At 69.9% G+C, this 12,705-nt stretch carries 11 protein-coding genes; 7 read left to right on the forward strand and 4 right to left on the reverse strand.

The window, feature by feature from the left end; genetic code table 11:
• Position 1: 1 nt before the first annotated feature.
• From ACWC2B_RS33610 to ACWC2B_RS33625, 4 genes are all read right to left on the reverse strand, one after another.
• On the reverse strand, positions 2-2,032 hold the full coding sequence (locus tag ACWC2B_RS33610) for an ABC transporter permease (protein ID WP_450723349.1): 2,031 nt from the start codon (positions 2,030-2,032) through the stop codon (positions 2-4).
• Between the two features lie 103 nt (positions 2,033-2,135).
• Entirely contained in the window at positions 2,136-2,948 is an 813-nt protein-coding gene (gene modA / locus ACWC2B_RS33615) for a molybdate ABC transporter substrate-binding protein (RefSeq protein WP_450723365.1), read from the reverse strand.
• Positions 2,949-3,161: 213 nt separating this feature from the next.
• On the reverse strand, positions 3,162-3,557 hold the full coding sequence (locus ACWC2B_RS33620; protein WP_450723351.1) for a TOBE domain-containing protein: 396 nt from the start codon (positions 3,555-3,557) through the stop codon (positions 3,162-3,164).
• A 344-nt stretch (positions 3,558-3,901) separates the two neighbouring features.
• Positions 3,902-4,486 (reverse strand): hypothetical protein, encoded by a 585-nt coding sequence (locus tag ACWC2B_RS33625; RefSeq protein WP_189968883.1) that lies wholly within the window; start codon positions 4,484-4,486, stop codon positions 3,902-3,904.
• Positions 4,487-4,660: 174 nt separating this feature from the next.
• Between ACWC2B_RS33625 and hemL the strand changes: the two genes are divergently transcribed.
• From hemL to ccsB, 7 genes are all read left to right on the forward strand, one after another.
• The gene (hemL, locus tag ACWC2B_RS33630) at positions 4,661-5,983 is read left to right on the forward strand and encodes a glutamate-1-semialdehyde 2,1-aminomutase (protein ID WP_450723353.1); all 1,323 of its coding nucleotides are present in this window, start codon (positions 4,661-4,663) and stop codon (positions 5,981-5,983) included.
• Positions 5,980-6,699 (forward strand): histidine phosphatase family protein, encoded by a 720-nt coding sequence (locus ACWC2B_RS33635; protein WP_450723355.1) that lies wholly within the window; start codon positions 5,980-5,982, stop codon positions 6,697-6,699. The genes hemL and ACWC2B_RS33635 overlap by 4 nt, the downstream gene beginning before the upstream one ends.
• 324 nt (positions 6,700-7,023) lie before the next feature.
• Positions 7,024-8,268, forward strand: a complete 1,245-nt coding sequence (locus tag ACWC2B_RS33640) for a hypothetical protein (RefSeq protein WP_450723368.1) — start codon at positions 7,024-7,026, stop codon at positions 8,266-8,268.
• A 77-nt stretch (positions 8,269-8,345) separates the two neighbouring features.
• On the forward strand, positions 8,346-8,954 hold the full coding sequence (locus ACWC2B_RS33645; RefSeq protein WP_450723357.1) for a TlpA family protein disulfide reductase: 609 nt from the start codon (positions 8,346-8,348) through the stop codon (positions 8,952-8,954).
• A 31-nt stretch (positions 8,955-8,985) separates the two neighbouring features.
• Positions 8,986-9,723: a cytochrome c biogenesis CcdA family protein gene (locus ACWC2B_RS33650; RefSeq protein ID WP_450723370.1), complete on the forward strand. Its 738-nt coding sequence runs from the start codon at positions 8,986-8,988 to the stop codon at positions 9,721-9,723.
• 3 nt (positions 9,724-9,726) lie between these two features.
• Positions 9,727-11,490 carry a cytochrome c biogenesis protein ResB gene (gene resB, locus ACWC2B_RS33655; RefSeq protein ID WP_450723359.1) on the forward strand — a complete coding sequence of 588 codons (1,764 nt, stop codon included), beginning with the start codon at positions 9,727-9,729 and terminating at the stop codon, positions 11,488-11,490.
• A complete protein-coding gene (gene ccsB / locus ACWC2B_RS33660; RefSeq protein WP_450723361.1) occupies positions 11,487-12,578 on the forward strand; it encodes a c-type cytochrome biogenesis protein CcsB in 1,092 nt (363 codons plus the stop codon). Before resB ends, ccsB begins: the two co-directional genes overlap by 4 nt.
• Positions 12,579-12,705: the final 127 nt, after the last annotated feature.

Raw genomic sequence — 12,705 nt, forward strand, 5'->3', positions numbered from 1 at the left:
CTCACAGGGATACGAGGGTCACCTCGGTTGCCTTCACGCTCGACCACACGGCCGCGCCCTCCACCAGGTCCAGCTCGGCGGCCGCCTGAGGGGTGACCTCCGCGACCAGGTCGGGCGACTCGGCGGACCCGATGAGCACCCGCAGCCTGCTCCCGCTCGCCGTGATCTCCCGCACGGTGCCGGGCCAGACATTGCGGGGGCTGCCGTCGGGACGCTTGCGGTGCACGGACACCGACTCCGGCGCGATGATCGCCAATGCCCGGCTGCCCTCGCGCAGTTGCTCGGCCGCGACGATCCGCCCGCCGCCGGTCAGTACGAGGCCGTCGCCGCTCGCTTCCCCGGCCCACGCGTTGCGGCCCAGCATTCGAGCCACCCACGGGGAGCGCGGATTCCGGGCGACCTCTGTGGGCGGCGCGTCCTGGAGGGTGCGTCCGGCATCGAGTACGAGGACGCGGTCAGCCAGGGAGACCGCCTCGACCGGGTCGTGGGTGACGAGCAGGCAGACCCCGGCGAACCCGGCCAGGTGGGTGCGCAGGGTGTGGCGGACGTGGGCCCGGGTGGTCTGGTCGAGGGCCGCGAGCGGCTCGTCCAGGAGCAGCAGCCGGGGACGCGCGGCGAGCGCCCTGGCCAGGGCGACGCGCTGGGCCTGGCCGCCGGAGAGCTGGGCGGGCTTGCGGTGGGCGAGGTGGCCGACGCCGAGCCGGTCCAGCCAGCGCTGGGCGGCGGCGCGAGCCTCGCCGCGGGTGACGCCCTGGGCGCGCAGCCCGTACGCCGTGTTGGCGAGCGCCGTGAGATGCGGGAACAGCGCACCGTCCTGGGGCACCCAGGCCACCCCGCGCTTATGGGGAGGCAGGGCGGTGACATCGAGGTCGCCGAGGCGCAGTTCGGCGTGGGCGCGCGGGGTGAGGCCGAGCAGGGCCCGCAGCAGGGTGGTCTTGCCGGCCCCGTTCTCGCCGACGACGGCGATGGTGGTGCCGGGGTTCGCTTCCAGCGTCAGCTCATTGAAGCCGGTCACTTCGGCGTGAAGCGGCCAACTCGGTGTGGATTCAGCCGGGTTGAAGGGTTCGACGGGATGCGGGGCGCGCCCGGCGCCTTCCGGTTTGCCTTGCGGGGAGCCGGTTTCTCCCGGGCGCACGGAGTCGGAGTCGGTCGAGCCCGCCTGCTCCGGGCCGGAATCCAGCGCGGTGGTGTCCGCAAGTACGGCGGTGGCGGGCGAGCCGCCCCGTACCGAGGCGGAGCCGGTCCAGCGGCCGCGCAGCGCCACGAGTACCGCCATGGCGATGGCGAGCAGGAGCAGGGAGACCGAGGTCGCGGCCTCGGGGGAGTCCTGGAGGAGGAGGTAGACCTGGAGCGGCAGGGTCTGGGTGGTGCCGGGGAGGTTGCCGGCGAAGGTGATTGTCGCGCCGAACTCGCCGAGCGCGCGGGCCCAGGTGAGTGCCGCGCCGGCGGCGAGGCCCGGCGCGACCATGGGCAGGGTCACGGTGAGGAAGACGCGGAACGGGGAGGCGCCGAGCGAGGCGGCGGTCTCCTCGTAGCGGGGCCGCAGTCCACCGAGCGCGCCCTCCAGGCTGATGACCAGGAACGGCATCGCGACGAAGGTGGCGGCGACGACGGCGCCGGAGGTGTGGAAGGGGAGGGTGATCCCGAAGGTGCCCTCCAGCCAGGGGCCGAGCAGTCCGCGCCGCCCGAAGCCGAGCAGCAGGGCGACGCCGCCGACGGTGGGCGGCAGCACCATGGGCAGCAGGACGAGAGAGCGCACCAGGGCCTTGCCGGGGAAGTCGACGCGGGCGAGCAGCCAGGCCAGGGGCACACCGAGCAGGAGGGAGAGGCCGAGCGCCCAGAACGAGACGACCAGCGAAAGTCGCAGGGCTTCGGTGACATCGGGGCCGGTCAGGTGCGTGCCGATGTCGCCCCAGGAGGTGCGGGCCAGGATGCCGAGGAGCGGCATCAGCAGGAACGCGATGGCGAGCAGCGCGGGCAGGGCCAGCGCGGCGGGTGGGCGTCGGCGGGTGCGGGAGCGGCTGCGACTCATGGGGGTCCCCGGTGTCCTGAGGGTGTGGGGTCTGCCCGCCCGGCGCGAACGGGCAGACCCCGCAAGGGAGTTGGAGCGGTTTTGGACGAGGGAGGTCCGGTGGTTACGGGTGCTGGAAGCCGGCGTCCTGGAGGATCTTCTGCGCCTCGGGGGAGGACAGCCACTTCACGAACGCGGCCGAGGCGTCGGCGTTCTTCGAGGCCTTGAGGGTGGCGGCCGGGTACTTGGCGACGGCGTTCTGCGCGTCCGGGACGTCGACGGTGTCGACCTTGCCCTTCGCGGAGGCGGCGTCGGTCTTGTAGACGATGCCCGCGTCGGCCTCACCCAGCTCGACCTTGCTGAGCACGGCGCGGACGTTCGGCTCCTGGGAGACCGGCTTGACCGTGATCTTCTGAGCGTCGAGAACCTGCTTGCTGTAGCGGCCGACCGGCACCTCGGGGGCCGCGAGGACGACCTTCAGGCTGGTGTCGGAGAGGCTCTTGAGGCCGGCGACCTTCTTCGGGTTGCCCTTGCCCGTCGCGATGACGAGACGGTTCTTGGCGATGATCGACGAGTCGTTCACGTCGGCCTTCAGGCTGTCCATGGTCTTGGTGTCGGCGGTCACCAGGGCGTCGGCGGGGGCGCCCTGCTTCACCTGGGCGGCGAGCTCCTGCGAACCGGCGAAGGAGAACTTCACGTGGGTGCCCGGGTGCTCCTTCTCGTAGGCCGCGCCCGCCGCCTTGAAGACGTCGGTGAGCGAAGCCGCCGCGAGGACGGTCAGCTGCGCCGCCGGCACGGAGCCGGAACTCCCGGACGGCGTGGCGGTCTTGTCGCCGCCGCTGCCCTTGCCGCTGCCGCACGCGGCGGCCAGCGGGATGAGCAGGGCGGCGGAGGCGACGGCCGCGGCGGCGCGGCGGCGCTTGGTGCTGAGAGCCATGACGGACATGGGGCGGTGCTCCTTCGGATGTTTTGTCGAGCCGCGCCGGGGGATGAGGGCTTCCCCTGCTTGATGCCCTCGGTCTTGATGTCCACGGTGGATGTCCGACTGCCGGATGTCCTGTGGCCGGATGTCCGTCGAGTTGTCGGACGTCCGTCGAGGGGCGGGGAAGGGCGACGCCGCAGGGACGTTCGTGAGTGGGCTGTTGTCGACCTAGGTGCGGTCGATGTGCACGCTGGTGGACTTCACCCGCGCGGTGGCCTGCATACCCACCTCAAGGCCCAGCTCTTCGACGGCCTCCCGGGTCAGGAGGGAGACCAGCCGGTGCGGACCGGCCTGGATCTCGACCTGGGCGGCGACATCACCGAGCTTGACGGCGGTGACGATGCCGGGGAACGCGTTGCGGACAGAGGTGTGGGGCACCTCTTCCTCGCTGGTGGAGGACTGGCCGACTTCGATGGAGAAGGCGGCCAGATCCCGCCCGTCGATGAGTCGGCGGCCGCCTTCGTCACGATGGGTCGTGACGCGGCCGCCGTCGGCCCAGCGGCGCACGGTGTCGGGGCTGACGCCGAGCAGGCGCGCTGCCTGGCCGATGGTGTAGGACTGCATGTGCGACAAGATAGGCGGCTTCACGCCGCATATACAAAGGATCCAGCGGAACATACGTCGCAGCTGCAAGGCCGAATGGATGAAGGTCCAAGCTGATCGCCCCATGCTGCGAAGGTCGCCTCATGCTGCGAAAGCCTCTCGCCCTGCCGCCTCCGCCATAAGTCCGCGGCCTGCCAGGCTGGGTTCCCCGCCGCTTCGTGGCGGCCCGGCCCCGCGGAGCCGCGGGCCCGGCCCGCCCGAGCCTCAGAGCCCGGGGCTGAACCCCGCCCGGGTCTGCGGCGGTCGGAGTTCGGGCACAGGCTCTCGGCCAGTGGCCTAAACGGGCCGGCCCTCGGGCCAGGTGCTCAGGGCCACACCAAGCAATACGGCTGATGCCCAGCCTCATGCAGCCGGTGCGAGAAGTCCTGCCACTCGTGCAGCAGTTGATAGACGTTGAAGGCGTCGCGCGGGCCGCCGCGGTCCGGGACCGTGGACCAGATGAAGGCGGCGGCGCCGACCGTCTCCTCGCCGACACCGCGCAGCGGGTCGACCACCGTCATGGGGAGCTTCACCACCGCGTAGTCGGGGTGCAGGACGACCAGTTCCAGGGGCGGGACCTTGTGCAGCGGTATGCCCTGGATGCCGGTGAGGACCATCGCGGCCATCGTCTCCGGCTTGATCTTGGTGAACATGCCGCCCATGCCCAGCTCGTCACCGCCGAGCTCCTCGGGGCGCATGGTCACGGGCACCCGGGCAGCGGTCGCGCCGTCCGGGGCGCCGAAGTACTTGTAGGTCACCCCCACCCGGCCACTTCCGTTCCCCGCCCCTGCGCCGTCCCCGACCCGGTCGATCCGGTCCTGGGCGTCGCGTCGCCGGTGCCGTCCCCGACGGTGGGCGCGCTCGGGACCCCGGTCATCGGTCCCTTCGCCCAGTCCGCCACCGCGATGCATATCCTTCACCCGACTGCTTGTAGCCCGACTGCTTTGTAGATGGCGCGACCCCCACCGCGCAACCCGATCATCCGCCCATGCAACTCGATCATCTGCGGATCATCGTGTCATTGACCTCCCCCGCGCGGGTGCGGTGAAACACCAGTCCGCAAGAACGTCCGGGCCTCTGCCACCATGGCTGGTGTGAGCTATCCGTACGAATACGACGCCCCAGTTTCGCAGAACCTCTTCGACCGCGCGTCCGCCGTGACGCCCGGCGGTGTGAACTCCCCCGTCCGCGCCTTCCGGGCCGTGGGCGGTACGCCCCGGTTCATGGTGTCCGGTACGGGTCCCTACCTGACCGACGCCGACGGCCGCGAGTACGTCGACCTGGTGTGCTCGTGGGGCCCGATGATCCTCGGGCACGCGCACCCCGAGGTCATCGCCGCCGTGCAGGAGGCCGTCGCCCGCGGCACCTCCTTCGGCACGCCCGGCGAGGGCGAGGTCGCGCTCGCCGAGGAGATCGTGGCCCGGGTCGAGCCGGTCGAGCAGGTCCGCCTGGTGTCCTCCGGTACCGAGGCGACCATGTCCGCGATCCGCCTGGCGCGCGGCTTCACCGGCCGTGCCAAGGTCATCAAGTTCGCGGGCTGCTACCACGGCCATGTGGACGCGCTGCTGGCCGCCGCCGGTTCCGGGGTCGCCACGTTCGGCCTCCCCGACACCCCCGGCGTGACCGGCGCGCAGGCCGGCGACACGATCGTGCTGCCGTACAACGATCTGGACGCGGTGCACGCGGCGTTCCACGCCAACCCGGGCGAGATCGCCTGCGTGATCACCGAGGCCTCGCCCGGCAACATGGGCGTCGTCCCGCCGGCGGACGGCTTCAACGCGGGGCTGAAGGCGGCCTGCGCGAAGAACGGCGCGCTGTACATCTCGGACGAGGTGATGACCGGGTTCCGTACGTCCAAGGCGGGTTGGTTCGGCGTCGACGGCGTCGTACCGGACCTCATGACGTTCGGCAAGGTCATGGGCGGCGGCTTCCCGGCCGCGGCGTTCGGCGGCCGCGCCGACGTCATGGGCCACCTCGCCCCGGCGGGCCCCGTCTACCAGGCGGGCACCCTCTCCGGGAACCCGATCGCCACCGCCGCCGGCCTCGCCCAGCTGCGGCTGCTCGACGACGCGGCGTACGCCAAGGTCGACGCCGTCTCCCGGGAGATCCAGGCGCTCGTGACCGGCGCGCTCAGCAAGGAGGGCGTGGCCCACCGGCTGCAGACGGCGAGCAACATGTTCTCCGTCTTCTTCACGGCCGACGAGGTCCGCAACTACGACGACGCGAAGAAGCAGGAAGCCTTCCGCTTCAACGGGTTCTTCCACTCGATGCTGTCGCAGGGCGTCTACCTGCCGCCTTCGGCGTTCGAGTCCTGGTTCGTGTCGACCGCCCACGACGAGCGCGCGATCGAGCGCATCGCGGCCGCGCTGCCGGCCGCGGCCCGTGCCGCAGCGGAGGCCACCGCATGAGCGAGACCGGCAAGAGCGATACCGCCAAGAGTGAGACCGGCAACAGCGACCTCACCGTCGTGCACCTGATGCGCCACGGCGAGGTGCACAACCCGGACGGGGTGCTCTACGGACGGCGTTCCGGCTACCACCTCTCCGAGCTCGGCCGGCAGATGGCCGACCGGGTCGCCGAGCACCTGGCGGGCCGCGACATCACCCATGTCGTCGCCTCCCCGCTGGAGCGCGCCCAGGAGACGGCGAGCCCGATCGCCAAGGTGCACGGCCTGGACCTCGCCACCGACCCCCGGCTCATCGAGGCGGGCAACGTCTTCGAGGGCAAGACCTTCGGGGTCGGCGACGGTGCGCTGCGCAAGCCCGCCAACTGGAAGCACCTGACGAACCCGTTCCGCCCGTCCTGGGGCGAGCCTTACGTCGAGCAGGTCGTGCGGATGATGGGGGCGCTGGACGCGGCGCGCGACGCGGCCCGGGGTCACGAGGCGGTGTGCGTCAGCCACCAGCTGCCGATCTGGATCGTGCGCAGCTTCGTCGAGAAGCGGCGGCTTTGGCACGACCCGCGCAAGCGGCAGTGCACGCTGGCCTCGCTGACCAGCTTCACCTATCAGGGTGACCGGATCGTGTCCGTGGGCTACAGCGAGCCCGCCCGCGATCTCGTACCGGCGCATCTGCTGGCCGGCGCCAAGCCGGTCAAGGGCAAGTCGAAGGCCTTCGGCGCCTGACGCCTCCGGCTGGCCGGATGCCCCCGGCCAGCCGGCCCGCGTCGCCCACTCGAATCCCGGCCGGCCCGCCGCCAACCCGCCCGCCTGCAACCAGCCCGTCCGCGCCGCCAACCCGAACCCCAGCCAGCCCGCCAGCGCCGCCCGCCCACCCCCCACCCCTCCACCCCGCACCCTCCATCTCGTACGGTTTAAGAAGATTTGTGCGAGCTGCGTGGAACCATCCCTGTTTCACCCGGCATCTCACAGATTGCCCAACTGCGGTGACGTACGTGGGCTTCCAGGACGACGAGACGATGGTGCGACGCGATGGGAACGGACGGGCTTATGCGGGAGATCGGCCGGAACTTCAGCCGAAGGGGCATGCTGGGACTGGGTCTGGGGGCTGCCGCGGCCGCCGGCCTCTCCGGCTGCGGAACCTCGGGCGGTAGCGGATCGGGCGGTAAGGGCGGCGACGACGCGGCCGCCAAGAAGGCCGACGCGAAACTGATAGGCGACGGTTCCACTTCGGACACCGGCAAGCAGCCGCACCAGCCCGACAAGCCCGTCCCGCTCGAACCCGGCCAGACCCCGCCCCAGTTCGTGATCTTCTCCTGGGACGGTGCCGGCGAGGTCGGCAACGGCCTCTTCCCGCGCTTCCTCCAGCTCGCCAAGGACCACGGCGCGGGCATGACGTTCTTCCTCTCCGGCCTCTACCTGCTGCCCGAGGCCAAGAAGCGGCTCTACCAGCCGCCGAACAACCCCGTAGGCGCCTCGGACATCGGCTACCTCTCCGATCCGCACATCAAGGAGACGCTGAAGTACGTCCGCCAGGCGTGGACCGACGGCCATGAGATAGGCACCCACTTCAACGGCCACTTCTGCTCCGGACGCGGCACCGTCGAGCACTGGACCGCGGCCCAGTGGCAGAGCGAGATAGACCAGGCCATCGACTTCGTCACCAAGTGGAAGACCAACACCGGTTGGACGGACGAGGACCCGCTGCCGTTCGACTACAAGCGCGAGCTCGCCGGCGGCCGCACGCCCTGCCTGCTCGGCCAGGACAACCTGCTGCCCACCGCGCAGAAGCTGGGCTGGCGCTACGACGCCTCCTCGCCCGGCGGCACCCAGGTGTGGCCGGTCAAGCGGCACGGCCTGTGGGACCTGCCGCTCCAGCAAATACCCTTCCCCGGGCATTCGTTCCAGGTCCTGTCGATGGATTACAACATCCTCGCCAACCAGTCGCAGAATTCGACCAAGGCGCCGCCGGCCAACTATCCCGGCTGGCGCAAGCAGGCCACCGAGGCGTATCTCGCCGGATTCAAGCGTGCCTACGACACCAATCGCGCGCCCTTCTACATCGGAAACCACTTCGAGGAGTGGAACGGCGGCATCTACATGGACGCCGTCGAGGAGGCGTTCAAGGGCATCGTGGCGCGGCGGGACGAGAAGAAGGATGTGAGGCTCGTCTCCTTCAAGCAGTACGTCGACTGGCTCGACGTACAGGACCCGAAGGTGCTCGCCAAGCTTCGTACGCTGGGCGTGGGGCAGGCCCCCGCCGGTGGCTGGAACGCGTTCATGAAGACCGTTTAGGCCTTCCTGACAAGGGGCTTTACGGGCACTCAGGGGGGCGCGGAAGATCCCCGAAACCGCCATGCGAAACTTTTCACATGTCCGTGAGTCCTGCCTTCCGACGCCGTCGCACCCTGACGCTGGCCGCGGCTGCCGCGGCCGCCGGTGCGCTGACCCTGACGGCCTGCGGTTCCGGTGGTACGTCCGGTGGTTCCGGTGACACCAAGTTCGTCACCGGTACCGGCGGCATCGCCACCGTCGCCAAGGGCGACCGCCAGAACGCCCCGGAGCTGTCCGGTGAGACCGTCGACGGCAAGCAACTCGACGTCGCCTCCCTCAAGGGCAAGATCGTCGTGCTGAATGTGTGGGGCTCGTGGTGTGCGCCCTGCCGCGCCGAGGCGCCGTATCTGGCCAAGGTCTCCAAGGAGACGAAGGCCCAGGGCGTCGAGTTCGTCGGTATCAATACGCGCGACACCGACAAGGGCCCGGCGCAGCAGTTCGAGAAGGAATTCGGGGTCGACTATTCGAGCCTGTACGACCCGATCGGCAAGCTCATTCTGCGTTTCCCGAAGGGCAGTCTGAATCCGCAGGCCATTCCGTCGACGATTGTTCTCGACCGGAACGGAAAGATCGCCGCACGCGCCCTCATGGCCCTCGACGACACAAAGCTGCACCAGATGATCGACCCGCTGATCGCGGAGAAGTGATCGCGTGATGGCACTGGCCGCCGTCGGCGGAATGAATGAGACGGTCTTCAGCGGGGCCCTTCTGGTGGCCCTGCCGGTCGCCGTACTCGGCGGCCTCGTCTCGTTCTTCTCGCCCTGCGTACTGCCGCTGGTCCCCGGCTATCTCTCATACGTCACCGGAGTCACCGGTACCGATCTGGCCGAGGCGCGGCGCGGCCGCATGGTGGCGGGCGCGAGCCTGTTCGTGCTCGGCTTCACCGCCGTCTTCGTCTCCGGCGGCGCCCTGTTCGGCTATTTCGGCAGGAACCTCCAGGAGTACGGGGACACGCTCTCCAAGGTCCTCGGCGTCCTGATGATCCTGATGGGCGTCTTCTTCATGGGCCTCATGCCGTGGATGACGCAGCGCGAATTCCGCGTCCACAAACGGCCGGTGACGGGTCTTGCGGGAGCGCCGCTGCTCGGCGCGCTCTTCGGCATCGGCTGGACGCCGTGCCTGGGTCCGACGCTCACCTCGGTGAACGCGCTGGCCATGGACCAGGCGAGCGCCGGCCGCGGGGCGATACTGACCGTCGCGTACTGTCTCGGCCTCGGGCTGCCGTTCGTGCTCGCGGCGGTCGCCTTCCGCAAGGCGCTCGGCGCCTTCGGCTGGGTCAAGAAGCATTACGCGTGGGTGATGCGGATCGGCGGCGGCATGATGATCGTGACCGGTGTGCTGCTGCTGACCGGGGCTTGGGCAGAGCTCGTCCAGCAGGTACAGGGCTGGTCCCAAGGCTTCCAGGTGGGTGTCTGACGCATGAGCGAGACGGACATGAGCAAGACCGAGATGAGCAAGGCCGACATGGGCAAGGCCGACATGAGCAAGACCGGATCGGCTCCCGAGCCGGACTTCGGCGCGGCCGGGGCGCAGCTGTCGACCGCCCCCACCGAGGAACGGTCCAACGGCCCGGTCGGCATCGGCGTCCTCGGCTGGATCCGCTGGTTCTGGCGGCAGCTGACCTCGATGCGGGTCGCGCTGATCCTGCTCTTCCTGCTCTCGCTCGGCGCGATCCCCGGCTCGCTGATCCCGCAGACCAGCGTGGACGAGATGAAGGTCGCCGATTTCCAGCAGCGGCACGACACCATCTCGCCGATCTACGAGAAGCTCGGCCTGTTCCACGTCTACAGCTCGGTGTGGTTCTCCGCGATCTACATCCTGCTGTTCGTCTCGCTCATCGGCTGCATCGTGCCGCGCACCTGGCAGTTCGTCGGCCAGCTGCGCGGCCTGCCCCCGGCCGCGCCCGGCCGCCTGACCCGGCTGCCCGCGTACACGACATGGCGCACCGACGCCGATCCCGAGCAGGTCCGCGAGGCCGCGCTCGCCATGCTCAAGAAGCGCCGCTTCCGCTCCCGGATCAGCGGGGACGCCGTCGCCGCCGAGAAGGGCTATCTGCGCGAGGCCGGCAACCTGATCTTCCACGTCTCGCTGATCGTGATCCTGGTGGCGTTCGCCACCGGCCAGCTCTTCAAGTCCGAGGGCGGCAAGCTGATCGTCCAGGGCGACGGGTTCTCCAACACGCTCACCCAGTACGACGACTTCAAGTCGGGCTCGATGTTCGACACCGAGGACCTGGCGCCGTTCAGCTTCACCCTGGACCGGTTCGACGCGTCGTACGAGCGCAACGGGCCGGAGCTGGGCACGGCCCGCGAGTTCAAGGCGCACCTCACCTACTCCGAGGGCGCCGACGGCAAGCCGCAGCAGAAGACCGTCGAGGTCAACAAGCCGCTCGTCGTCGACGGTTCCAAGGTCTACCTGCTCTCGCACGGCTACGCGCCGACGGTCACCGTCAAGGACGGTCAGGGCAAGGTCGTCTTCCAGGGTTCGGTGCCGCTGCTGCCGATGGACAACAACCTCACGTCCAGCGGCGCCATCAAGGTGCTCGACGGCTACCGCGACGCCAAGGGCAACAAGGACCAGCTCGGTTTCGCCGCGTTCTTCGTACCGACGTTCGGCGGCAAGGGCACGGGCGCGACCCAGATGTTCTCCAAGTTCCCCGCGCCCGACTTCCCGGTGCTCAACATCGGCGCCTACCACGGCGACCTCGGCCTCAACGCGGGCCTGCCGAAGAACGTGTACCAGCTGGACACCAGCAGCCGTTCCATCAAGCCCTTCAAGGACGCTCAGGGCAACATCCTGAAGAAGCTGCTGCTGCCGGGCGAGAGCCTTCAACTGCCCGACGGCGCCGGGTCGATCACCTTCGACAAGGGCCCCATCAAGCAGTGGGCGAGCTTCCAGATCTCCCACCAGCCGGCCAACGGTCTCGCCCTCACCGGCGCGATCGGGGCCATCGCCGGCCTCGCCGGCTCGCTGTTCATCCAGCGGCGCCGGGTCTGGGTCCGGGCCGTCAAGGGCGACGACGGAGTGACCGTCGTCGAGATGGCCGGGCTCGGCCGCAGCGAGTCCGCGAAGCTTCCCGAGGAGCTGGCCGATCTCGCGGTCACGCTCATCCCGCAGGCGCCGACCGCGCCGGATCCCCAACCCGAATCCTCAGTTGTTCCTGCCGAAGGGGCTGAGAAGTGAATCTCGCCGCCACCACCAATGAGAGCCTGGCGCACACCAGCAACTACCTGATCTATTCGTCGATGGCCGTGTACCTGCTGGCCTTCTTCGCGCACATGGCCGAGTGGCTCTTCGGCAGCCGCAGCAAGGTCGCCCGCACGGCGGCCGCGCTGACCGGCGCCGCGCAGGAGGCCAAGGGCGCGGGCACCGTCAAGGTCGAGGTCGCCACCAAGAACGGCGGCACCGCCGTCCTGGAGCGCCCCAAGGTCGTTACGCGTTCCACGAGCGGCACCCGCGACGTCCCGGACGGCCCCGGCGCCTCCGGCGGTGACGAGAAGGGCGACCTCTACGGCCGCATCGCCGTCTCCCTGACGGTGCTCGGCTTCCTCATCGAGTTCGCCGGTGTGCTGACCCGCGCGCTGTCCGTGCAGCGGGCGCCGTGGGGCAACATGTACGAGTTCAACCTGACCTTCTCCACGGTCGCGGTCGGCGTGTACCTCGGCCTGCTGGCCCTGAAGAAGAACGTCGGCTGGCTCGGCCTTCCGCTGGTCACCACGGTCCTGCTCGACCTCGGCCTCGCGGTCACCGTGCTCTACACCGCAAGCGACCAGCTGGTCCCGGCGCTGCACTCGTACTGGCTGTGGATCCACGTCTCCACCGCGATCTTCTGCGGCGCGTCGTTCTACGTCGGTGCGGTCGCCACGATCCTGTACCTCTTCCGCGACCGGTACGAGGCGAAGCTCGCGGAAGGCGGCAAGCCGGGCAACTTCGCGACCTCCGTCATGGAGCGTCTGCCGGCCGCGTCCTCGCTCGACAAGTTCTCCTACCGCGTGAACGCGGCCGTCTTCCCGCTGTGGACGTTCACGATCATCGCGGGCGCGATCTGGGCGGGCGACGCCTGGGGCCGCTACTGGGGCTGGGACCCCAAGGAGGTCTGGTCCTTCATCACGTGGGTCGCGTACGCCTGCTACCTGCACGCCCGCGCCACGGCCGGCTGGAAGGGCCGCAAGGCCGCGACGCTCGCGCTGATCGCGTTCGGGTGCTGGCTGTTCAACTACTACGGCGTGAACATCTTCGTGAACGGCAAGCACTCGTACGCGGGCGTCTGACCCTGGCAAGGAGGGGGGTGGGGGGGGGGGGGGGGGGGCCCGGGGGGGGCCCGCCCCCCCCGGCGCCCCCCCCCCCCCGCTGCGGGACAGCTCCGTGCGGAGGGTGCGCTCGAGTTGGTAGCGCGGG

It is taken from the genome of Streptomyces sp. NPDC001415 (assembly GCF_053597395.1).

What these genes read in the sequence shown, in the direction of transcription:
- ACWC2B_RS33610 (WP_450723349.1), bottom strand. Translation starts at nt 2,032, where the DNA reads ATGAGTCGCAGCCGCTCCCGCACCCGCCGACGCCCACCCGCCGCGCTG.
- modA (WP_450723365.1), bottom strand. Translation starts at nt 2,948, where the DNA reads ATGGCTCTCAGCACCAAGCGCCGCCGCGCCGCCGCGGCCGTCGCCTCC.
- ACWC2B_RS33620 (WP_450723351.1), bottom strand. Translation starts at nt 3,557, where the DNA reads ATGCAGTCCTACACCATCGGCCAGGCAGCGCGCCTGCTCGGCGTCAGC.
- ACWC2B_RS33625 (WP_189968883.1), bottom strand. Translation starts at nt 4,486, where the DNA reads ATGCATCGCGGTGGCGGACTGGGCGAAGGGACCGATGACCGGGGTCCC.
- hemL (WP_450723353.1), top strand. Translation starts at nt 4,661, where the DNA reads ATGGCTGGTGTGAGCTATCCGTACGAATACGACGCCCCAGTTTCGCAG.
- ACWC2B_RS33635 (WP_450723355.1), top strand. Translation starts at nt 5,980, where the DNA reads ATGAGCGAGACCGGCAAGAGCGATACCGCCAAGAGTGAGACCGGCAAC.
- ACWC2B_RS33640 (WP_450723368.1), top strand. Translation starts at nt 7,024, where the DNA reads ATGCGGGAGATCGGCCGGAACTTCAGCCGAAGGGGCATGCTGGGACTG.
- ACWC2B_RS33645 (WP_450723357.1), top strand. Translation starts at nt 8,346, where the DNA reads ATGTCCGTGAGTCCTGCCTTCCGACGCCGTCGCACCCTGACGCTGGCC.
- ACWC2B_RS33650 (WP_450723370.1), top strand. Translation starts at nt 8,986, where the DNA reads ATGAATGAGACGGTCTTCAGCGGGGCCCTTCTGGTGGCCCTGCCGGTC.
- resB (WP_450723359.1), top strand. Translation starts at nt 9,727, where the DNA reads ATGAGCGAGACGGACATGAGCAAGACCGAGATGAGCAAGGCCGACATG.